Here is a 21212-nt window from a genome sequence, read left to right on the forward strand (position 1 = left end):
TGCCATACTCGGCGCGTGACGCCGTCGTATTCCTTCAAAGCCGAACTGTGGTTGTACCCAGGCGAAGCCGGCTGGCACTTCCTGACCCTGCCGCCAGAGGTGGCGGACGACGTCCGCGCCCTAACGGCAGGGGCCAGCAAGGCATTCGGCTCCGTCAAAGTCCAGGCCGAGGTGGACGGCCATTCGTGGCAGACGTCGCTGTTCCGCGACAGCAAAAGCGCGTCGTACCTGCTGCCCGTCAAAAAGGAAGTCAGGGACAAGGCGCACCTCAAGGACGGTGACAGCGTGCAAGTCCACCTGGAAGTCCGGACGGACCATTCCCCGCCCGGCTAGATCTGCTTCAGTGCCTGTTCCAGGTCGCCGATCAGGTCGTCAACATCCTCAAGACCCACGGAAAGCCGGACCACACCGTCAGTGAGGCCAATGGCGGCACGACCCTCCGGGCCCATCGCGCGGTGCGTTGTGGTGGCGGGGTGCGTGATCAGGGACTTGGAATCGCCGAGGTTGTTGGAGATGTCTATGATCCGCAGCCCGTCCAGCAGTGCGAAGGCCGCTTCCTTGCCGGAGCGCCCACCGGAGGAAGCGAGCTCAAGGGTGAGGACTGTACCGCCGGCGCTCATCTGCCTTGCGGCCAGCTCATACTGTGGGTGGGACGTGAGCAGCGGATACTTCACCCAGCTCACGGCAGGCTGTTGCTCCAGCCACTCCGCGAGCCGCAGGGCGGTGGCAGAGGAATGGCTTACCCGCAGGCTCATGGTCTCCAGGCCCTTGGTCAGGACCCAGGCGTTGAACGCGGAGAGCGCCGGCCCGGTATGGCGCATCAGCTGCTTCACCGGGCCATCGATGAACTCCTTGGTGCCCAGGATGGCGCCGCCCATCACCCTGCCCTGCCCGTCGATGTGCTTGGTGCCCGAGTAAACGATGACGTCCGCGCCCAGGTCCCCGCAGCGCTGCAGCAGGGGAGTGGCAAAGACGTTGTCCGCCACCACGGTGGCCCCGGCAGCATGCGCAAGTTCGCTGACCGCGGCGATGTCCACGATCTCCTGCATGGGGTTGGACGGGGATTCGAAGAAGACGGCGGTGGTGGGCTGGGAGAGGGCTTCGCGCCACTGGTCCAGGTCCGGACCATCCACGAAGACCGTCTCCACGCCCCACCGCGGGAGGATCTCGTTCAGAATCACAAAGCAGGAACCGAAGAGCGAACGGGCGGCCACCACCCGGTCCCCCGCAGCGAGCAGGGCACCCAGGGCGGTGAACACCGCGGACATGCCCGACGCCGTCGCAAAGCATGCTTCGGTGCCTTCCAGCAGCCTGAGCCGCTCCTGGAAAGTGGCAACGGACGGGTTGCCGTAGCGGGAGTAGACAAAGCGCTCGTCTTCGCCGGTGAAGGCACGTTCAGCTGCTGCGGCGGATTCGTAGACGAAGCCGGAATTCAGGAAGATGGCCTCGGACGTTTCCTGGAAGTTGGTGCGGTCCAGCCCGCCGCGGACAGCCTGGGTGTCGGGGCTCCAGCCGGGGGCGTCTTGGTTGAAGCTCACTTAGTTCTTTCCGAGGTTGGTAGGCAGGCCGCGGTTCTTCCAGCCGTTGACGGTGCGTTCACCGTAGCGGTCCGGCTCGCCTTCAAAGCCTTCCAGCACGTTGTAGGAGATGAAGCCGGCCTGCGTGGCGGCGGTGGCAGCCGCAACGGAACGGGCGCCGGACCGGCACAGGAACACCAGTTCAGCGGACGGGTCCTCCGGCGCCTGCTCCTTGAGGTCCTTGACGAAGTCGGGGTTGGGGATGCCGCCGGGGAAGGTCCACTGGATGAAGAGGGGATCGTTGTCCGTGGCCTTGGTGTCCGGGATGCCGATGTGGGCCCATTCGCCCTCGGTGCGGACGTCCACCAGGACGGCGCCCTGTTGCAGCTTTTCCCATGCCTCATGGGGCGTGAGGTCTCCCGCGTAGCTCATGCGTGGCCCTCGCCGTCGAACTCGCCCTCAAAGTCTGCGTCCAGCTGATCCACTGCGGTGGCCACCGCTGCGTCTGCGGAGGCGATCGCTGCCGGAAGGACCACTGCCTGCGCCACGATGACGCTGGTCCCGTTGAAGGTTGCCGCAGGGCTGCCGTGCAGCACGTAGCCCTCGGCCAGGGCGGCAGAAATCCGCTCGCAGAATTCACGGTTGTCCGGGCCACTGATCAGGCGGTAGGACAGTTTCTCTTCAGGGGCGGGTGCGTCAGACACGACGGATCTCCTTCTTTCACGCTTGCAGCTCGAATCGGTCGATATGCCGAGTATTCACCTGAGGCACCCCGCCGCGAAAGGGAGGGTTGCCGACCGGCCAGTCAGGGCTTCACACCGGTACTCATTACTCCCCAAAAACGTAACACCTGCCGCGCCAGGCCGCATCGCCGCCGTCGTCATGTTCCGTAATTGAGCTGAGCCGAGGGAAGGTGCAGTGCCGGAGGACAGTCCGACGACGGACATCGCCGCAGGTGGGCGGCCCGCCGCGCACAGTCAGCAGCCGCCGGGCCGATAAAGTTCTTACCGGGGCGCCGCCGGCGTCATCAGGGCAACGAGTACCGGGGGTCTTCGCACCATGCGGCCAGTCACATCGCACCACCACGCCGCAACCCGCCGGAACCACCGGCAGCCGATTGCCGCGCTTCTGGCAGCGGCCCTCATTGGGCTCATGGTCCTGTTGGCGGCTCCTCCTGCGCATGCGGCGGAGGCTGAACCCGAGAAGGGGAAGCCCTGGCTCGGTGCGGTGCTCGAATGGGGCGAGGACACTGCCGCAGGATTCAGCGGCAGGCTTGGCGCAGGCCCGGCCGTCTTCGGCCACGACATCACCATTCCGTACCGCGATTCTGAACGGAATGACATCGATGGTTTCCTTCAGCAGGCCGGGGCCGAAGGCGCCCACGCCCTGCTCACGGTGAAGCCGGCGGTGCCGCTGGACCAGCTCGGCGCCCCGGAGGCAGAAGCGTTCGCCCAGCAGGTGCGCGGCCTCGCCGCCGGATTCAAGGGGCAGCTGCTGGTCCGGTTTGCCCCGGACATGAACACAAGCTGGGTGGCATGGGGCCAACAACCTGCCGCCTACCGTGAGGCCTTCCAAACGGTTGCGGCAGCGTTCAGGAAGTACGACGGCGGCCGGGCCGCCATGGTGTGGGCGCCTTACCTGGGCAAGGACTACCCCTTCGACCGGAACCGGAATGCGCCGCAGCCGGGAAGCGAAGGCTTTTCCGTCCTGGACACGAACGGTGACGGTGCCTGGGACGGAAAAGACAGCGCCTACGCGCCCTTCTACCCGGGCGATGACGCCGTGGACTGGGTGGGGCTGGCTGCTTATCACGATGACACCGCCGGTGGTGCCGCCGCCAACACCCTGCCGCGGGCCGGCGAACTCCAGGAGATGCTGACGGACTCCGGCAGCGAAAACTTCTACGGCACCTACTCCGAGGGGCACAATAAGCCTTTCCTCCTCCAGACCGCGGCCTTCTACAGCCCTGCCTCCGGCGGGGCGTCCGAGGCGGACATCAAAACGGGCTGGTGGGACCAGGTGGTAACCACTGCCACGTCCCCCGGGTTTGCCGCGACTGCCGCAGTGGTCTGGGACGAGCGCACCAGCACCAGGGATACCGGCGTGGCAAGCATCAGTTGGCTGCTTACCGGCCACCCGGATATTGCCAAAGCGGCACTGGAGAGACTTAAGGAATCTCCGATGGTCACGGGTCCGCTCACCGGCGTTGCCTCCGGAATCACGTACGACCGGAGCAACACCCTCTCCGGGGCTGCCGCCTGGACTGTCGCTGCCGCCATGGTGATTCTCCTGGTGGCCTTGTGGCAGATTCCCCGCCGGATCAACGCTGCCACGGCCTGGAGCTACCGGGATCCCTCCACCCGGGATTCGCGGGTGGATCTGCTGCGCGGAGTGGCCATCGTCTTTGTGGTGGTGAACCACCTGGGCATGGCTTCGCTGTTCCAACTGCTTACCCAGGAGACGGTGGGCTTCGTGTCCGGCGCGGAACTTTTCGTCCTGTTCTCCGGCCTGGTGGTGGGCATGGTGTACGGGCCCAAGGCCAGGGAGGACTTCGGGCGGGTGGTGGACCTCACCACACGCCGCGCAGGCAAGCTCTACCTGACGGCACTGGCGGTTCTGATCGGCGTCTTCCTCTTGTCCCTGCTCCCGCTCTTCAATACCGAGGCCCTGACCACATTCGTTGACCAGGGAACCGGTGGAGCCGGGCATACCGGAACCGGCCGGTCCTATGACCTGTACGCAGGCATGTCATCGCTGTTCCAGTTCCCCGTCCCGCCCCAGGTGCTGCCGGCCATCGTTCTGCTGCAGTTCGGACCCTGGCAGTTCAACGTCATGGGACTCTATGTGGTGCTCCTGCTGGCCAGCCCGCTGATCCTCGCTGCGCTTAACCGCGGCAAGGCCATCTGGGTGCTGGCTGCGACGCTCGTCCTGTATGCGGTGGGGGCCGTCACCAGGTTCCGGATGCTGCCCTCGCAGTTCGAGGACTCCTTCCCGCTGCTGGTGTGGCAAGTGCTGTTCGTGCTCGGGCTGGTGGCGGGTTATCACCGGCACAGCATCACGGCATGGCTGTCCCGGCACGCCTGGGCGGTGGTTGCCTGCACCGCGGTGGCGTTCGCGCTGGCCTTCCTGTCCTGGGGCAACCCGTACCTGGCCAACAACTATGACGTCCGGCTGGCGCTCCTGCCGGACGCCTCTTACCGGGCCATGTACGACGCCTTCTTCTCCCGGACATACCTGGCCCCGGGCCGCCTGCTCAACGTCCTGGTCCTGGTGGTGGCGGCCTACGCGTTCCTCAGCGCCTACTGGAAACCGGTGGAGCGGGCCCTGGGCTGGTTCCTGGTTCCGCTGGGCCGCGCCACGCTCTACGTGTTCATCATGCACGTGGTGCTGATCGCCGTCGTGGCCAACATTCCGGCGCTGCAGCAGCAAAGCATCTTCCTCAACACGGCGGCCTACGCCGTGGTCCTGGCGCTGCTCTGGGTAATGGTCCGCACCAAGTTCCTGTTCCGGATCATCCCTACCTAGTTCCACTCCGGCCCAGCCCAGCCGCCGCTATGCTGCCACGTCAAGGCGGGCATGAAAAATGCTGCGGCACGGTGTGCCACAGCATTTGATCAGTACCACTCGTTGTCAGGTGGCCGTTGTAAAGCCCTGGAGGTCTTAGACCAGCCCGGGGTAGCTGGTGAGGATGTAGTCCGCAGCGGCAGGACCCTTCATGCGAAGGCCGTTGCGGCGCGGCGAAATCCTCTGCTTCATGGCTGCCCAGAAGCTGTCCTCGTTGCCGGGCGGCTGCTGGTTGATGAAGCACCAGCTGGTGTACAGCCCGTAGAGGCGGTCGCGGTCCAGGCTGGAACCCGAGGCCTGGTCGGGGTAGGTGGCTTCATTGAGGAAAATATCGAACTGCGAATGTGCCATGACGGCCCCCTTCGCTAAGTGCTCGGCGCCGCCGTTCGGCTACAGCAGCAAAATCCGATGCCCTGCACGTGGCCATCGGATTTATAGGTTGAGTCCCCCTGGAATGCAGTGGGCCTCAGCGTTGTCAGCGCCTGTCTACGCTGTAGACTGTACCCGTAGACTACAAGTGACGCAACCGTCTCGATTTATTCGGGACCACCTCCACCGCTAGGACAACATCATGGATTCCCCGCGTGCTTCCGGCCGCACAACTGCCAAGGCAAGGTTAAGCAGGGAAACCGTGCTGGCCAAGGCCCTCGAACTGGTTGACGCCGAAGGGCTGGACGCGCTGACCATGCGGCGCCTGGGGCAGGAGCTTGGCCGGGACCCCATGAGCCTCTACCGCTACGCCGAGAACCGCGCTGCGCTCCTGGACGGGGTTTCAGAGTTGGTCCTTGACCAGCTCCCGATTCATCCCGAGGATCCGGACTGGAAAGCCCAGCTGCGGAACATCGCCCACGATCTGCGGATGCTGGCGCTCGAGCACCCCAACGTGGTCCCCCTGCTGGTGACCCGGCCCCTGTCCACGCCGCTGGGACTGCGGCCGCTGGGCACCCTACGGCCGCTGGAACAGATCCTGACCCTGCTGGCGTCCGCGGGATTCGAACCGGCGGATGCGCTCCATGTCTACCGTGCCTATTACGGCTTCCTCTACGGGCACATCCTGAACGAACTTCAGGAGTACGTGGTGGACCCGGAAGAGAACGAAGTGCTGCTGCGCCTTGGGCTCCACCGCTTGCCCGCCAAGGAATTCCCCCGCCTGCGGGCTCTGGCACCGGCCTTGTCAGAGTACGACGGCGCCAGGGAGCTTGACCAGGGACTCACCATCCTGCTGTCCGGGCTGGAGGCGCAGCTTTCGCGGCAGGTGGCCGGTTCCAGAGCGTGAAAGTGCCGCCGCCGAGAGGTGAAGCCTTAGGAGCGGCGCTATTCGAATGACGCCCGGCGCCGGTCCTGGACGCGGGTGTTCCAGACGTCCGGCCGGTTCACCTGGAACCTGCGCCCGGTCAGTGCCTTGGCGTTCAGCCTGACGTAGTTTGCCTTTTCGCCGGGCTGCCACGGTTCCAGGCCCAGGCCGTCCACCGCATCCTTGACGGCCTGGTCCTCGACGATCTCCGTATCGCCCCGCACCACCACGCTCCAGGCCAGTTCGGTGGCGGGATCGTAGCCGTCAATTTCCAGTGCGGCGGGCCTTTCCATCCTGGCGCCCCAGAGCTTGGACCCGGGCGCCGTGCGGAACAGGATGCTGCGCAGATGGACAACGTAGTTCACGGGAAAGATCTCCGGATGCCCGTCCACCACAATGGCCAGCCTGCCCACGATGTCATTGGCAAGGAGATCCCAGCAGTCGTCAAAGGACAAATTCTCGATCGGCAGCTTTTGCGAGTCCATGGTGCACACCTTACGGGTGAAGCCGGGACGGGAAAAGGGCAGGGCGGGCCTGTCGGGGGCTAATGGATGCCCGCGAAGAGCCCGTTCAATTCGGTGGTCAGTTCCTTTTGGACGGACGGGGTGCCGATCTCCTTGCCGTCGATCCGGTTCACGGGCGCCAGCAGGCGGACGCTGGAGATCAACCAGACGGCGTCGGCGTCCAGGAGGTCCCGGGGTTCCAGGGGGCCATAGCCCAGTTCCCAGCCTGCCGCCTTGGCTGCAGCGAAGAGGGCGCCCTGGGAGGTTCCGGGCAGGATGCCGCTGTCCAGCTGCGGGGTGATGAGGCGTTTGACTGTTGTGCCGTCGTCGGACTTTTCCACATGGGCCAGCAGCACCGTGGACGTGGGCCCTTCCAGGACGCGACCATCGGATGACGTGAAGATGACGTCGTCGGCGCCCTGTTTGTGTGCGTGGCGCAGTGCCGCCATGTTGACGGCGTAGGAGAGCGTCTTGGCACCCAGGAGCAGCCAGGGGGCCCGTTCGGCCACGTCACTGTCGTAGCCCCGGTCAAGGAGGATGACATCGATGCCCGTTTCGCGCTGCCGGCGGCCGACAGCACCGGCCGGGGAGGCCTGGACCCACGCGGTGGGAGTGGTGGCGCCCTCCGCGCCGCGGGTCACCACCAGTTTGACCACCAGTTCATCTGCCGAAGGGTCTGCCGGCACGTTCTCCGACCGGTGCCGGGCCACGGCAGCGGCAATGGCACGCCGCCAGGCGTCCTGGTCCGGGATGTCCAGGTCCAGCGCCGTTGCCGAACCGGCAAGCCGATCAAGGTGTGCCTGCATTTTCCGCACCGTCCCACCGACTGCCAGCATGGTTTCGAAGACGCCGTCGCCGCGCGTGACGCCAAGGTCGGTGACCAGCAGCTGGGGCTTGGAGGCGTCGGCCACCCTGCCGTCGGGGAAAGCAGGGTCAAGGAAAACGAGAACCACGGGGGCTGGAGAGCTCATGGCACCAGCTTAGTGCGGTGCCGCGGATAAGCTGGGCAGAGTGCCCCGGGCGAAAACCGTCCTCCGGGAGCCCAATCTCCCCGGGAGTTATTGACGTGTTGTGGCCTTTTTCGCTTGCCGGCACCGCGCCGACATGGGTTGTGGTGCTCCTGGGCTTCGCCGACCTTGTCATCAGGGTCCTGGCGCTGGGTATCATCCCCGGGAACAGGCGGCCCACCACCGCCATGGCCTGGCTGCTGGGGATCTTCTTCATCCCGTTCGTGGGCATTGTGCTGTTCCTGCTGTTCGGGAACTTCCAGCTCTCCAGCCGCCGCCGCGCACAGCAGCAGCAGGTCAATGACCGGGTGCGGGCCGGCATCACCGCCCTCGCGGATGCCGAAAGTGACTATCCGGGGCCTGAGTGGGTGAAGTCCGCGGCTGAGCTCAACCGCACCCTGGGTTCGCTGCCCATGGTGGACAACAATTCCGTCGAGCTCATCCCCGGCTACCCGGACTCCATCCTGGACATGACGAACGCCGTGCGGAAGGCGAAGAAATTCGTCAATGCCGAGTTTTACATCATGAGCTCGGACCACATCACCAACGACCTGCTCACCGCACTGGAGGAAGCCGCCGAACGAGGCGTGGAAGTCCGGCTCCTCTTCGACCACATCGGAACGTTGCGGATCAAGGGCTACCGGAAGCTGCTCAAGCGGCTCAAGGCCGGCAAGATCCAGTGGAAGCGGATGCTGCCGCTGCTGCCCATTCACGGCCAGTGGCGCCGGCCGGACCTGCGGAACCACCGCAAGATCCTGGTGGTGGACGGCGAAGTCGCGTTCACGGGCTCTCAGAACCTGATCGAGCCCTCCTATAACAACCCGCGGCACCGCAAGGCAGGCCGCGAATGGGTGGAGCTGATGGCGTGCCTGCGCGGCCCCATCGTGACCACCCTGAACGTCGTCTTCGCCACCGACTGGCTGACCGAGACCGACGAATCCCTGGAACACCAGCTGCAGCTTCCGTCGAACCCCGAACCCGGCAACGTCACGGCCCAGGTGGTGCCCAGTGGCCCCGGCTTCATCACCGAAAACAACCTCCGGCTCTTCAACACGCTCATCTACTCCGCGCAGCACCGGATCTCCATCTGCAGCCCCTACTTCGTTCCAGACGATTCACTGCTCTACGCCATCACCACTGCGGCCCAGCGCGGCGTGGACGTGGAGCTGTTCGTGTCCGAGAAGGGCGACCAGTTCCTGGTCCACCACGCCCAGCGGTCCTACTATGAGGCGCTCCTTGAAGCCGGCGTGCGGATCTACCTGTACAAGGCGCCGTTCGTGCTGCATGCCAAGCACTTCACCATCGACGACGAAGTGGCCGTCCTGGGCTCCAGCAACATGGACATGCGGTCGTTCTCGCTGAACCTGGAGGTGTCGGTCATGCTCTTGGGCGAGGACATCGTGAACAAGATGCGGGCGGTGGAGGATACCTACCGGGACATTTCACATGAACTGAAGCTGGCGGACTGGCTCAACAGGCCGCTCGCCGCACGTTATGTGGACAACGTGGCCCGGCTGACGGCCACAGTCCAATAGGTACGGTCCAGTAAGCACTGTTCAATAAACACGTTCCAACAAGCCGGCTCCGCAACGAACTATTCGTCCGCGCCCACCCGCTGGCCGTCGTCGCGCCCGGCATGCTCTGCCCAGCCGCCCTTCCGGTAAGCGGGAGTCCCCAGGGCAAGCACCGTCACCGCCAGGGCGCAGCTGCCGATCATGACGCCGGCCATCGACCACGAATTCCCGCCCAGGATCCCCACCAGGGGACTCACCAGGCCGGCTACCCCCGACTGCAGGGCGCCGATGACCGCCGCCGCCGTTCCCGCCATGTGCCCGTAGTTGTGCAGGGCCAGTACGGAGGCGTTTGCCGGGACCATTCCCTGGGCTGACAGGACCAGCCACAGGGCGGCCACCAGGCCAAAGATGCCACCGGCACCCGTGGCCACCACCACCAGCAGCAGCAGGGCAAGGCACAACTGGACCACGAGGGCGGTGCGCAGCAGGCGGGCCGGCGGGAACTTCCGGACCAGGGCGGCATTGAGCTGGGCGGAAAGGACCAGCGCGGCGCCGTTAAGGGCAAAGACCAGGGCGAACTGCTGGGCGGTGAGGCCGTATTCGTTCTGGAAGACAAAGGGTGATCCCACCACGTAGCTCATGATCAGGGCGAGCCCCAGCCCCGGGATGACCGCCAGTGCCATGAAATGCCTGTCCCGCAGGAGCGACCAGTAGGCGCCGGCCACATGCCGCGGGTGGCCCGGGCTGCGGTTGTCCTCCGGCAGCGTCTCCGGCATGAACCGCCAGACGATGGCCACCAGGACCACCCCGATCAGTGCCAGGGCGTAGAAGACGGCCCGCCAGTTCCAGGCGCCGGCGATCGCCTGGCCCACGGTGGGCGCCAGGAGCGGCGCTACGCCAATCACCAGCATCAGCCGGGAGAGCAGCTGGGCGGCGGCGGACCCAACGAAGCGGTCGCGGATGACGGCGAGTGCCACCACGGCGGCGGCCGCGTTGAAGAAGCCCTGTAGAACGCGCAGCCCGGTCAGGGTTTCGATGTTCGGCGTCAGGGAGCACAGCAGCGAGATGGCCACGTGCAGCGAGATCCCGATCACCAGCGGCAGCCGTCGACCGAACCGGTCCGAGAACGGCCCGATTACCAGCTGGCCGACGCCGGCCCCCACGAGGGTTCCGGACAGTGTCAGTTGGGCGGCGGTCTGGGTGGTGTGGAGATCGGTTTCCACAGCAGGCAGCGAGGGCAGGTACATGTCCGTGGTGATGGCTGGAAGTGCGGCCAGGGCGCCAAGCATGAGGATGTACGTGACGCTCCGCGGTGCCTGCTTGCTGTTGTTGTGGGGGAGGGACGGGTCCGTCACGCGGCAAACCTCACTCGTGGGCGCTTGGGTATTCCGCCGCATTGCTTGAGCGGTTCAGCTGACGCTCAGGTCCCTACCCGCGGTGGTGTCCTCCTAAACCGTTTTCCCGCGTGTGGCGGCAGGGCAACCTGGCGGCCGGCCCGGGCTGGACGGGTCAGTCGTCGGGAAACTCCGCACTCAGCGTGGAGAGGACCCCGTAGGCCTTGGTCCGGATTTCCTCATACTCGTCGTCGGCATCGGAATCCGAGGTGATGGCACCGCCGACGCCGAGCGAGAGTTCCGCCGTTCCGTCGCCGGCCGCATTGATCACCAGGGTCCGGATGGCGACGGCGAGGTCCGCCGCTGCGTTGAGCGAGAAGTAGCCGATGGCTCCCGAATAGATGCCCCTGGGCCCGGCCTCCAGCTGGTCGAGGATGGCCATGGTGCTGATCTTGGGGGCGCCGGTCATGGAGCCGGCAGGGAAGCAGGCTGCCACCGCCTCTGCCCCCGGCGCCCCGGGGAGGAGGCGGGCATCGATGGTGCTGACCATCTGGTGGACGGTGGCGTAGCTCTCGATGGCGCAGAGCCGGCTGACCGTAACGGAGCCGGGTTCGGCGAAGTGGCTGAGGTCGTTGCGCAGCAGGTCCACGATCATGATGTTCTCGGCCCGGTCCTTCAAGGAGGTGGCCAGCTCTGTGCGCAGCCGGCTGTCCTCCTGCGGGTCGGCAGCCCGGCGCCGGGTGCCCTTGATGGGCTCGGCGCGCATGCCGCCGTCGGACCCTATCTTGAGGAACCGCTCCGGCGAGGTGCTGGCCACGGCAAGGTCTCCCAGCCGGAGGTAGCTGGCGAAGGGGGCCGGGTTCCTGCGGCGGAGCGCCAGGTACGTGGCCCACGGATCCAGGGCACCGGCGTGGACCCGGGCTTCCAATGTGGTGGTCAGGCACACCTCGTAGGTATTTCCCTGGGCGATCTGATGCTGGGCGGCGGCGATCTTCTCCCGGTACCGTTCGCCCGTGTCCCGGCTGCGGAAAGCGGGCGGCGCAGGGGGTACGACGCCGGTGCTGCCGCCGGCTTCCACCGTTGGGCCAGCGGCGGCTTCCACGGCTGACCGGGCATGGGCCAGCCAATCATCCGCGTCCGGTGCCTCGAGCGCCAGAAGCCAGGCGGAACCCTCGGCATGGTCCAGGACCACTGCCCTGCCCGCGAAGATCAAGGCGGCATCCGGGGTGGGCGCGGAAAGATCGCTGCCGCCGGTTTCACGCTTCAGTTCGTACCCCAGGAAGCCCAGCCAGCCCAGCGTGAATTCACCGGGGTAGCCCTCCGGGGTCCGCACCGCGCGGCGGCCCCAGACCGTGTCCAGCCAGCGGAAGAAGGGGCCGGGGACGCTGGCAGTGGACGAGCCTGCGCTGATCCGGCTCACACCCCCGCGGTGCGTGACGCACTGGCCGAACGTGCCGCCGTCGTCCGCCATGATGCTGAAACGGCTGCGCTCTGCCGCCGGTCGTTGTGAGGGCTCCCCGTCGCCAGGTTCCGTGCCCGCGTTGGAGGAGTCCAGCCACACGGCATTGGCGGAGCGGCCGTACAGCGACTGGAACAGGGCCGGCGCATCCGGGACGGCCTCCATGCGCTGGGCCTGAAGGCGGAGACCGCGGCGGGCCGACAGTTCGGGGGCGAGGACCGGAGCCAGGGCGGGCAGGTAGGGGAGCAGCTGCAAAAGCTCCGCCGGGGCTGCGCCGTCGGCGAGGTTCCGGACGCGAAGGTCCGCGTGGCCGGGCACATTGTCGCGGCCCAGCCATTCCTCCTCCTGCGCGGCCCACAGGTCCCAGTACGGTTCATACGTTGCGCCGTCGCGATCCAGTGCCCGGGTCCGCCGCACATCATCGGGGGATTCCGCCCAGATCACCGCGTCCAGCATGGGACGGGCCGCCTCCGCGGCAGCCCCTACCCCCTCCACGATGACGATCTCCGCAGGAAGCGTCACCCGTGCGTCGCCGTCGTAGTGGTTCTCCCAGTCCCAACTGGTCCAGGAGGCCGCCTGGCCTCGGCTCAGCGCGGTGAGGACGGTGGAGATATAACGCTCGACGCCGGCAGCCAGTCCGTCCCAGCCAGGGTAGATGTCCTCAAGGTGGAACAGCGAGACCTTGTGGTGGGCACGGAGCCGGGCCGCCAGCTCGACGGCGAGGGTGGTCTTCCCTGCGCCGGAGCGCCCGTCGATGGCGATAATGACGGGGGCTGGGCTCATGGACTAGAGCGTACCGTTTTCCTCCGCTCGCTTTCATCCACGTGGTACGCCCTGCCCGGAGGCGTGCCGCCCGCTGCTCAGGTGCCCGCCCAGGAACCCGCTCACCAGCAGCAGCACTGCTCCCGCACGCGCCAGCCCCACGCCCAGCTGATGCCGTCCGCGTGACCGGGCAGTCCAGGACGCACCATAGACAATGGTTGCGGCGGCGTTGGCGGCAGCATGCACGACGCCTACGCGCTTCAGGGCACGGTCCTTGCCGGACCACGTGGCCCACCCGGACAGGGCCGTGGGCACCGCGGCCACAACGCCGAGGCCTACCAGGCGCCGCGCCGCACGTCGGGAACCCTCGTCCTCGAAGAAGTCCAGGAAGACCGCCGACCACCAAGTGCCAAAGGGGGCGTCGGTGAGGATGACGTGCAGCGGGATGCCCGTGGTGTCCCCGCGGATGATTGACGGGATTTTGCGCCCCGACATCAGGCGGGACGCCAGTGGCTCGGCCGCTGTGACGGCAGCGTCCAAAGGTTGTGCTCTCTCGAGCTTCCCAAGGAGCCTGGTGTAACTACCGGGATTGGATGCGGCCTGCATGCAGCACAAAATACTCCTACTGCCAGGGGATTGCACCGCTTTTCCCGGGTCCGCCGGCCCTAGTGCGGCTGAAGCTGGGTGTTGTGCAGGACCGCGGACTTGATGTGCTGCACAAGGCCTGGCAGTGCTGCATGGATCTGGTGCCAGACGGCATCGAAATCCGCATGGCCGCCGTACCAGGGATCCTCGATGCCCAGGTCCAGCCGGTCACGTTCGGCCATGGTGGGATCGAAACTGCGGAGCATCCGGATCTTCTCCAGGGATTCCTGGTCCGGCGCCGCCTCGCTGAGCCAGGCGTAGTGGTCGATGTCCAGGGCCAGGATCAGGTCGCGCTCGCGGAACCAGCCAGGCTCCCACTCCCGGGCCACGTGGTGTTCGGAGGCGAGTTGGGTTGCGGCGAGCCGGCGGGCGGCGCGGGGATCGATGGGCCGGCCTGCCTCGTAGCCGGTAATGCCTGCGGAGTCCACCTCCACCAGGCGGTCAAGGCCCTCGCGTTCAAGCGCTGCCTTGAGCATCAGCTCAGCCATGGGGGACCGGCAGATGTTGCCCGTGCAGACGGTGATGACGCGATATGCGCTCGACGCTGAGTTCATGCCCCTAAGCATGCGCGCTTCCAATCACTCTTGGCTAGCGGCCTGTTCACAAAGCTTTACGGGTTTGTAAAGATGCATTACTAACGCCGGAATGGGTACGGGTCACGTTGGTGCCGGTGTTGGCGGGTAACTCTTTCAGTGGATCAGGGCCAGCAGGATACCCACAGCCACGAACAGCACACCGAACACCCTGCTGAGGACCATCTGGCCCCGCTCCGTGTTGGTGAACCGTTGAAATGACCTCGCGGCTGCGGCAAAGAAGAACCACATCACCAGGATGTCGATGACCACAATCGTGGCCGTCAGCACGGCGTACTGGGTGAACAGCGGTTGATCGGGCCGAATGAACTGGGGAGTGAAGGCCAGGAAGAACACGATCGCCTTCGGGTTCAGGAGGTTGACCCAGAACCCGCGCCGGAAGATGGACCACGCGGGTTCGTTGCGAAGGGTGGCGGCCTGCTCCTGGGCCACCGTGGGCTTGCTCAGGAACTGGCGGATTCCCAGGTACACCAGGTAGGCCGCGCCCGCGTAGCGGATCACGTTGAAGGCAAGGGGTGAACTGGCCACCAGGACGCCAACGCCCAGGGCCACGATCAACACGTGCACCACCAGTGCTGCCTGCTGGCCCAGGATCCCCCAGATGGACCGGCGGAAGCCCGCGTTCAGGGAGTTGCTCATGGTGTTGATGGCCCCGGCGCCGGGGGTGAAGCTGATTAGGGCGCCGGCGCCCGCAAGGGCCAGCCAGAGAGAGAATTGCACCAACCAAGTTTAGTGCCCTTGCTGCCAGGGGGTTGCCACCCTATATGGGGTATCGCCCTCAAGCCCTGGCGATGACCTCGCCGTTCGGGATCAGGAACCAGCCGTCGTCGGTGGAGCCCCAGCGGTGCCAGCCGGCAGAAATCCGGGCAAGGTCAGCCGGGTTGGCGAACCCGTACTCCAGCGCCTGTTCCGCGAAGGCCGAGTGCAGCACCCGCTCACCCCAGACGCGCGCCTGCCAGCGGCGCTGCTGGGCTGTGGCGTAAAGCCAGTTGCTGCTGCTGGGGGCGACGTCGCTGAATCCCGCGGCCTGTGCCCAGCTGACCAGCCGCCGCCCGGCGTCGGGTTCTGCTCCGTTCCGTCGCGCAATCCGCTGGTACAGGTCCATCCACTCGTCCAGCTCCGGAATGGCGGGGTACCAGCTCATGCCGTGGAAGTCGGCGTCGCGCACTGCCACGATGCCGCCGGGTTTGGCCACCCGCCTCATCTCACGCAGGGCCTCGACGGGGTCGGTGAGGTGCTGGAGCACCTGGTGGGCATGGACGACGTCGAACGTTTCGTCGGCGAAGTCGAGGTCATAGATATTGCCGGCCACGAATTCGACGTTGGGTACTTCCCGCTCGACGGCGAGGGCCTGGGCCTGGGCAATGATGTCCGGTGACCGGTCCAGGCCCGTGACCTTCCCGGGGCTGACCAGGGCGGCGAAGTCGCAGGTGATGGTACCGGGGCCGCAGCCCACGTCCAGCAGTGTCGAGCCGGGGGTGAGGTGCGGAAGGACGAACGCCGCGGAATTTTCGGCGGTCCTGGCGGCATGGGCGCGGACCACGGATTCGTGGTGGCCGTGCGTGTAAACGTCGTCTTCGGGCTGCTGGGCACTCATAACCAAACGCTACCCCCTCGGCCGGGAAGCTATTCGGATTCGCCGCGGGCCGCCACCGTGGCTTCCACCATCGCCGTCATGAAGCGCGTGACGGTTTTCAGCTCCGCTTCTGAAAAGGCGGCCATGGCACTGCCCATATGCTGCGCAAGCGGAGCGAAGACGGCCCCGCCTTCCTGGAACGCCTTGGGAGTCATCTTCAGCTGGACCTGGCGCCGGTCCGCGCTGTTCCGTTCGCGAACGATGTGCCCCGACTTGTCCAGCCGATCGATCAGGGCGGTGGTGGCCGGGGAACTCAGGTTCAGCTCCTTGCGCAGGACCCCGGGAGTCACCACGCTTCCGGCGGCCGTGTGGCGCATGATGACGGCCAGGGCATTCATGTCCGTGCGGTGCATGTCCTTCCGGCCGCCGGCAACATCCACGTAGCGGTTGGCCTCCATGGTGAACTCCTGGAGAAGGCGCAGCAGCGGGCCTCCGGGCGGACCTCCGGGCGCGCCGGCGAGCGGACCCGGGGCCGCATCAGGCGAAGTTTTCCCTGCCATGTCCACCTCCCTGCATTCCTTGTTCCACGCGAACGTTTCTATCCGGCCGTACTGACGGATATTACTGCAGGTCCCGCTTACGTCTTCAGCAGCTGAAAAAAGCTTGGCAGCCACTTATGTCTATCATGGAGATAATCTATGCTGGAACAAATACTACTCCACCCGCTTATTGATGGAAGGCGCCATGAACCGCACAAAAGTTGCCAAGGAGCGAGTCCCTTTCTGGCTGCGCTGGCTGGTCCCTGTCGTCCTGGTGCTGACCTGGCTGGGACTGGCCGGGGTTGGCGGCCCCACATTCGGCCGGCTGGAGGAGGTGTCCTCCAACGACCAGGCGTCGTTCCTGCCCGCCAGCGCCGAGGCCACCGAGGCCCAGGACTGGCAGGCAAAGTTCCGTGACTCGGACGAGGTTCCGGGCATTATCGTCATCGAGAAGAACGAGGCTTTCACGCCGGCGCAGCTGGGGGAACTGGCCACGCTCAAGACCAGCCTTGAAGAGCTCAAGCTGGGTAGTACGGTGATCGGCCCGATTCCATCCAAGGACGCCAAGGCAGTCCAGTTCGTGGTCCCGGTCGGGTCCTCCGTTGAGGTTAAGGAAGCGGTCAAGGAACTCCGGGAAACGGTGACGGAAGCTGCACCGCAGGGCGCGCAGACCTTCGTGACCGGCCCAGCCGGCCTCGCAGCCGACCTCACCGCAGCCTTCGGCGGCATTGACGGCATCCTCCTGCTGGTTGCCCTGTCCGCCGTGTTCGTGATCCTCCTCATTGTCTACCGGTCCCTCCTGCTGCCCATCATGGTGCTGCTGACATCCGTGTTTGCCCTGTGCGCGGCTATCCTGCTGGTGTTCGGCATGGCCAAGGCCGGCTGGATCCAGCTCAACGGCCAAAGCCAGGGCATCCTCTCCATCCTGGTGATCGGCGCGGCCACGGACTACGCCCTGCTGTTCGTGGCTCGCTTCCGGGAAGCGCTCACCCACACCACCAACCGCACGGCCGCCGTCCTCACCGCATGGAAGGCCTCCTTCGAGCCCATCCTGGCTTCCGGCGCCACCGTGATCATTGCGCTGCTGTGCCTGCTCTTCTCCGACCTGAACTCCAACAAGGCCCTGGGCCCCGTGGCTGCCGCAGGCATCCTCTGTGCCCTGTTCGCCGCGCTGACCCTGCTGCCCGCGCTGATGGCCCTGCTGGGCCGGGCCGCCTTCTGGCCGTTCCGCCCCAAGCTCCTCCCTGCAGACCAGCGCGAACCCGAGCTGGTCACGGGCCTGGAAGGGCAGAAGGGGCTGTGGCGTGCCACCGGTTCGCTCGTGGCACGGCGGCCCAGGACGGTCTGGGTGGCCTCGGTCCTCCTGCTGCTGGTTGCGGCAGGCGGCCTGTTCCAGCTCAAGGCCAACGGCGTGCCGCAGACCGACGTCATCCTCACCGCCTCCAACGCCGTTGACGGCCAGGACGCGCTGGCCCGCCACTTCGACGCCGGCAGCGGCAGCCCCGCCGTCGTGATTGCCGACCAGGCCAAGGCGGCCGAGGTGCTGGACCGCGTGAAAGCGGACGACGGCGTGGGCGAGGCTTACCTGCTGGGCCCGGGCAGTGTGCCCATCACCGGAGCCCCCGGAGCTCCCAGCGCCCCGGACGTCCGAGAGGGAAGGGTGATCATCAACGCCACCCTCAACGACGCTGCCGACTCGCTGGAGGCGGAGGAAACCGTCAAGGCCCTGCGCACCGGGGTGAAGGCCGTTGACCCCGGGGCCCTGGTGGGCGGCGTCACCGCCACCGCACTCGACACCAACACCACCGCCCAGCATGACCTGGTGGTCATCATCCCCGTGGTCCTGGTGGTGATCCTCTTCATCCTGATGCTGCTGCTGCGCTCCATCGTGGCGCCGGTCCTGCTGGTGCTCTCCGTGGTGCTTTCCTACGCGGCGGCGCTTGGCGTGTCGGCCTTCGTCTTCAACAACATCTTTGGCTTCCCCGGCGCCGATGCCACAGTGCCCCTGTTCGGCTTCGTGTTCCTGGTGGCCCTGGGCGTGGACTACAACATCTTCCTGATGAGCCGGGTCCGGGAGGAATCCCTCAAGCACGGCACCCGGCCCGGCATCCTCCGCGGCCTGGTGGTGACCGGCGGTGTCATCACCTCCGCAGGCGTGGTGCTCGCCGCCACGTTCGCGGCGCTGGGCGTCATTCCCATCATGTTCCTGGTCCAGCTGGCGTTCATTGTGGCGTTCGGCGTGCTGCTGGACACCGTCCTGGTGCGTTCGCTGCTGGTGCCTGCCCTGGCCTACGACATCGGACCGAAGATCTGGTGGCCCAGCAAGCTGGGACGCACGGACGGCCCGAGCGCTGTGCGGCCGCGGGAGCCCGGCGTCGAACCCCTGGAAGAGGTTCCCAGCCGCTAACACTGGGCCCCTCGCCACCCGGAGCACTAACCATGCTGCCGCCACCAGTCCACGGTGGCGGCAGCAGCCGTTTCCAGCGGGGTGGGGCTGACGTCCAGGGCTGCCTGCGACACGGCCGAGTCCATGATGAACGGCCGCTCGAACTGGTACAGCATCTCGGCCAGTTCGCGGGCATCGGCTGAGACTAGGCCTGCCGCCCGGAGCGTCCAGCCGGGCAGGACACGCACTTTGGGAGCGGGCCGCCCCGCCGCTGCGGCGAAGGCGTGGGCAAGTTCCGTCTGGGTGAGCGCCGGGCCTGTGGGTGCGTGCCACACGGCGTTCCAGGCGGAGGGCCTGTCCGCCGCGGCGATCATTGCCTTAACCAGGTCCGGGACGTACGTGAACGAGTGCGGCTGGCGGGAGCTGCCGATGACGCTGACATTCTTCCCCGCCAGGATCGGCACCACCATGCGCTCGCCGCCGTGCGCCATCCGGACGCGGGGCCCAAAGAAGTCACCTGCCACCACGCTCACGGCAGGAGCGGCTGCGGCCGCACGGGCCCGAAGCAGGTCAGTCCGCACCCCGCGCTTGCCGCCGGCAGCCCGGCGCGGGCTTCCCTCCGTCATCACGCGGTCCGGCTCCGAGTAGGAGTAGAGGCTTTCGGGGAATACGACGACGGCGCCTGCTTCCTGCGCGGCAGCCAGAACCGCCTGCTCGGCGGCGGGAAGTTCGGCCTGCCATGCCGAGGCGGTGTAGGCCGACCCGTGGATGCAGTGGAAGACGGCCTTGGCCCCGGCAAGGGCAGTGCCCAATATGTCCGGATCCTTTGCATCCCCGGCAATGAGTTCGATCAGCGGGTGCCGGGGTCCGCTGCCCGAACGGGTCAGGACGCGCACCTGCCGCCCCAGGTCTGCCAGCTGTTCGGCCACCGTCCAACCCACCGGGCCCGCGCCCGTCACCACATACGCATCTGCCACTTGTCCTCCTCGTTCCGGTTTGCGAGAGCAGTGCTCTCAGGAACAGCATGGGGCTGCGTCTTGGTGAAGTCAAGAGCGGTGCTCTCTTCTGATTCCGGCGCTCTCGGTTGTGGCATGCTGGACCGGTGACTGAAGTTCAGGAAACAGCAGCCGGCCTGGACCGCCCGCTCACGCCCCGGCAGCGGGCAAGGACGCAGACCATCGCGGACATTGTCCGACTGGGCCGGCAGCACCTCGCCACGCACGGCGCGACCGCGCTCTCCCTGCGCGCGGTGGCGAGGGACCTGGGGGTGGTGTCCTCCGCCGTCTACCGTTATGTGGAGAGCCGCGACGAGCTGCTGACGCTGTTGCTGATCGACGCCTTCGGCGAGCTTGGGGACGAAGTGGACGCCGCCGTCGCCCAGGCCCCGGAAGGGGACCATAGTGCCCGCTTCCTGGCGCTGGGCAGGGCTGTCCGGGAATGGGCCCTGCGCGAGCCCGCCAGCTATGCACTTCTTTTCGGCAGTCCCGTTCCCGGCTACAACGCCCCGGCGGAACGCACCACTGGCCCCGGAACGAGGGTCATCGTCAGCCTCATCGGGATCCTGGACGCGGCTTCCCGGGCCGGCCAGTTGTCAGTTCCGGCCGACGGCTCCCCGCAACTGCCGCCAATCCTTGCCGCCGACCTGGGCGCCATCCGTGCGGAGTATGGTCTGGACCTCCCTGAGGAGCTCGTGGCACGGGGTGTCCTGGTGTGGAGTTCCCTCTTCGGCGCGGTCAGCTTTGAGGTGTTCAACCAGTACGGGCCGGACACGTTCAAGGCTCCCGCGGAGCTCTTCGACCATCACCTCGCCGTGCTGGCAGGCGTCGCCGGACTGCCGGTCCGGGCCTCCCGATAAGTGCCGGCGAAGCCCTGTTGATGCGCCCGGGCCGTCGATAGACTGCCAGTGCGCCCGCATGGACGCGGAGCCTCGAAGGAGAGATGCACCATGACTGAGAACCCTGAAGTTGCAGCCGAGGAGCCCCGCAAGGGCAGCAGCGCCCCCGGACTTGAAGGGGAAGGCGGGCAGTACGTGGACGGCGACTACGGCGACGCCGGAGCCGTGGAAAGGCCGGCCGGGGAACTGGGTGAGCAATATCCGGAGGGCGATTACGGCGCTGCCGGAACAGTCTCGACTCCTGCTGCTGGCGCGGGAGAGGGCGGGCAGTACGTGGACGCGGACTACGGCGACACCGGCGCGGCGAACAAGCCCGAACGCGGCCTTGCCGACGGCGAGTACGACGAAGGCGAGTATGAGGAAGGCGACTACGGCGATGCCGGCACTGCGGGCCGCCGTACGGAGGAGTCCATCCGTGAAGGACTCACCGACCGCCAGGTTCAAACGACGGCGGAAGAGCGCGGCCCGCTCCACGGCGACCGGGATACGGAGCGCTAAGCAGCCCGGCGGTGCGTTCTCCCAAAGCGAAACCCTGGATCGGCGTCGTAATCCTGCGCACGGAAGCCCGGAAATCCAAGGAATATCGAACTAAAAGCCTGGCATGGTCTCCAAAGTTGAGCGGCCT

The 21212-nt window shown here is 66.6% G+C and carries 21 protein-coding genes and 1 riboswitch; of the genes, 7 read left to right on the forward strand and 14 right to left on the reverse strand.

Going from position 1 to position 21212, the window contains the following annotated elements:
• Positions 1–15 precede the first annotated feature (15 nt).
• The gene (locus ACR65K_RS10555) at positions 16–333 is read left to right on the forward strand and encodes a DUF1905 domain-containing protein (RefSeq protein WP_440152710.1); all 318 of its coding nucleotides are present in this window, start codon (positions 16–18) and stop codon (positions 331–333) included.
• On the opposite strand, the gene ACR65K_RS10560 is transcribed toward ACR65K_RS10555, so the two are convergent.
• From ACR65K_RS10560 to ACR65K_RS10570, 3 genes are read right to left on the reverse strand one after another with little or no spacing between them, the layout of a single operon-like run.
• Positions 330–1538: an O-succinylhomoserine sulfhydrylase gene (locus ACR65K_RS10560; RefSeq protein WP_056331552.1), complete on the reverse strand. Its 1209-nt coding sequence runs from the start codon at positions 1536–1538 to the stop codon at positions 330–332. The genes ACR65K_RS10555 and ACR65K_RS10560 overlap by 4 nt on opposite strands.
• A complete protein-coding gene (locus ACR65K_RS10565) occupies positions 1539–1949 on the reverse strand; it encodes a rhodanese-like domain-containing protein (protein ID WP_056331555.1) in 411 nt (136 codons plus the stop codon). It lies immediately after the preceding gene.
• Positions 1946–2221 carry a DUF1737 domain-containing protein gene (locus ACR65K_RS10570; protein ID WP_056331557.1) on the reverse strand — a complete coding sequence of 92 codons (276 nt, stop codon included), beginning with the start codon at positions 2219–2221 and terminating at the stop codon, positions 1946–1948. Before ACR65K_RS10570 ends, ACR65K_RS10565 begins: the two co-directional genes overlap by 4 nt.
• Before the next feature lie 13 nt (positions 2222–2234).
• Positions 2235–2350: riboswitch (SAM riboswitch) on the reverse strand.
• A gap of 226 nt (positions 2351–2576) precedes the next feature.
• Here ACR65K_RS10570 and opgC point away from each other — a divergent pair.
• On the forward strand, positions 2577–5042 hold the full coding sequence (opgC, locus tag ACR65K_RS10575) for an OpgC domain-containing protein (protein WP_440152713.1): 2466 nt from the start codon (positions 2577–2579) through the stop codon (positions 5040–5042).
• 135 nt (positions 5043–5177) lie between these two features.
• Here opgC and ACR65K_RS10580 read toward each other — a convergent pair whose 3' ends face one another.
• The gene (locus tag ACR65K_RS10580) at positions 5178–5432 is read right to left on the reverse strand and encodes a hypothetical protein (RefSeq protein WP_056331561.1); all 255 of its coding nucleotides are present in this window, start codon (positions 5430–5432) and stop codon (positions 5178–5180) included.
• A gap of 220 nt (positions 5433–5652) precedes the next feature.
• On the opposite strand from ACR65K_RS10580, the gene ACR65K_RS10585 reads away from it, so the two are divergent.
• Entirely contained in the window at positions 5653–6357 is a 705-nt protein-coding gene (locus tag ACR65K_RS10585; protein ID WP_440152714.1) for a TetR/AcrR family transcriptional regulator C-terminal domain-containing protein, read from the forward strand.
• 38 nt (positions 6358–6395) lie between these two features.
• Here ACR65K_RS10585 and ACR65K_RS10590 read toward each other — a convergent pair whose 3' ends face one another.
• Entirely contained in the window at positions 6396–6860 is a 465-nt protein-coding gene (locus ACR65K_RS10590) for a pyridoxamine 5'-phosphate oxidase family protein (protein WP_056331565.1), read from the reverse strand.
• A gap of 59 nt (positions 6861–6919) precedes the next feature.
• The gene (locus ACR65K_RS10595) at positions 6920–7849 is read right to left on the reverse strand and encodes an aminodeoxychorismate lyase (RefSeq protein ID WP_440152715.1); all 930 of its coding nucleotides are present in this window, start codon (positions 7847–7849) and stop codon (positions 6920–6922) included.
• A gap of 95 nt (positions 7850–7944) precedes the next feature.
• Here ACR65K_RS10595 and cls point away from each other — a divergent pair, with 95 nt between their 5' ends.
• Complete coding sequence (cls, locus tag ACR65K_RS10600; RefSeq protein ID WP_440152717.1) at positions 7945–9420, forward strand: cardiolipin synthase; 1476 nt, start codon at positions 7945–7947, stop codon at positions 9418–9420.
• A 59-nt stretch (positions 9421–9479) separates the two neighbouring features.
• On the opposite strand, the gene ACR65K_RS10605 is transcribed toward cls, so the two are convergent.
• From ACR65K_RS10605 to ACR65K_RS10635, 7 genes are all read right to left on the reverse strand, one after another.
• On the reverse strand, positions 9480–10754 hold the full coding sequence (locus tag ACR65K_RS10605) for a multidrug effflux MFS transporter (RefSeq protein ID WP_440152719.1): 1275 nt from the start codon (positions 10752–10754) through the stop codon (positions 9480–9482).
• Positions 10755–10908: 154 nt separating this feature from the next.
• Positions 10909–12975 (reverse strand): aminodeoxychorismate synthase component I, encoded by a 2067-nt coding sequence (pabB, locus tag ACR65K_RS10610; protein WP_440152720.1) that lies wholly within the window; start codon positions 12973–12975, stop codon positions 10909–10911.
• A gap of 33 nt (positions 12976–13008) precedes the next feature.
• Complete coding sequence (locus ACR65K_RS10615; protein ID WP_440152722.1) at positions 13009–13449, reverse strand: DUF2231 domain-containing protein; 441 nt, start codon at positions 13447–13449, stop codon at positions 13009–13011.
• A 170-nt stretch (positions 13450–13619) separates the two neighbouring features.
• Positions 13620–14153, reverse strand: coding sequence for a low molecular weight protein-tyrosine-phosphatase (locus ACR65K_RS10620; protein ID WP_440152723.1), 534 nt, complete (start codon positions 14151–14153; stop codon positions 13620–13622).
• 135 nt (positions 14154–14288) lie between these two features.
• Complete coding sequence (locus ACR65K_RS10625; protein WP_440152725.1) at positions 14289–14912, reverse strand: LysE family transporter; 624 nt, start codon at positions 14910–14912, stop codon at positions 14289–14291.
• Positions 14913–14970: 58 nt separating this feature from the next.
• A complete protein-coding gene (locus ACR65K_RS10630; protein WP_056331579.1) occupies positions 14971–15789 on the reverse strand; it encodes a methyltransferase domain-containing protein in 819 nt (272 codons plus the stop codon).
• 29 nt (positions 15790–15818) lie between these two features.
• A complete protein-coding gene (locus ACR65K_RS10635) occupies positions 15819–16328 on the reverse strand; it encodes a MarR family winged helix-turn-helix transcriptional regulator (protein ID WP_440152726.1) in 510 nt (169 codons plus the stop codon).
• A gap of 184 nt (positions 16329–16512) precedes the next feature.
• Here ACR65K_RS10635 and ACR65K_RS10640 point away from each other — a divergent pair, with 184 nt between their 5' ends.
• A complete protein-coding gene (locus ACR65K_RS10640) occupies positions 16513–18714 on the forward strand; it encodes an MMPL family transporter (protein ID WP_440152727.1) in 2202 nt (733 codons plus the stop codon).
• Positions 18715–18740: 26 nt separating this feature from the next.
• Here ACR65K_RS10640 and ACR65K_RS10645 read toward each other — a convergent pair whose 3' ends face one another.
• Complete coding sequence (locus ACR65K_RS10645) at positions 18741–19670, reverse strand: NAD-dependent epimerase/dehydratase family protein (protein WP_440152729.1); 930 nt, start codon at positions 19668–19670, stop codon at positions 18741–18743.
• A gap of 125 nt (positions 19671–19795) precedes the next feature.
• Here ACR65K_RS10645 and ACR65K_RS10650 point away from each other — a divergent pair, with 125 nt between their 5' ends.
• Positions 19796–20548 carry a TetR/AcrR family transcriptional regulator gene (locus ACR65K_RS10650; RefSeq protein ID WP_440152730.1) on the forward strand — a complete coding sequence of 251 codons (753 nt, stop codon included), beginning with the start codon at positions 19796–19798 and terminating at the stop codon, positions 20546–20548.
• A 90-nt stretch (positions 20549–20638) separates the two neighbouring features.
• The gene (locus ACR65K_RS10655; RefSeq protein WP_440152731.1) at positions 20639–21085 is read left to right on the forward strand and encodes a hypothetical protein; all 447 of its coding nucleotides are present in this window, start codon (positions 20639–20641) and stop codon (positions 21083–21085) included.
• The last annotated feature ends 127 nt before the right edge of the window (positions 21086–21212 follow it).

This window comes from Arthrobacter sp. SAFR-179, from assembly GCF_059414945.1.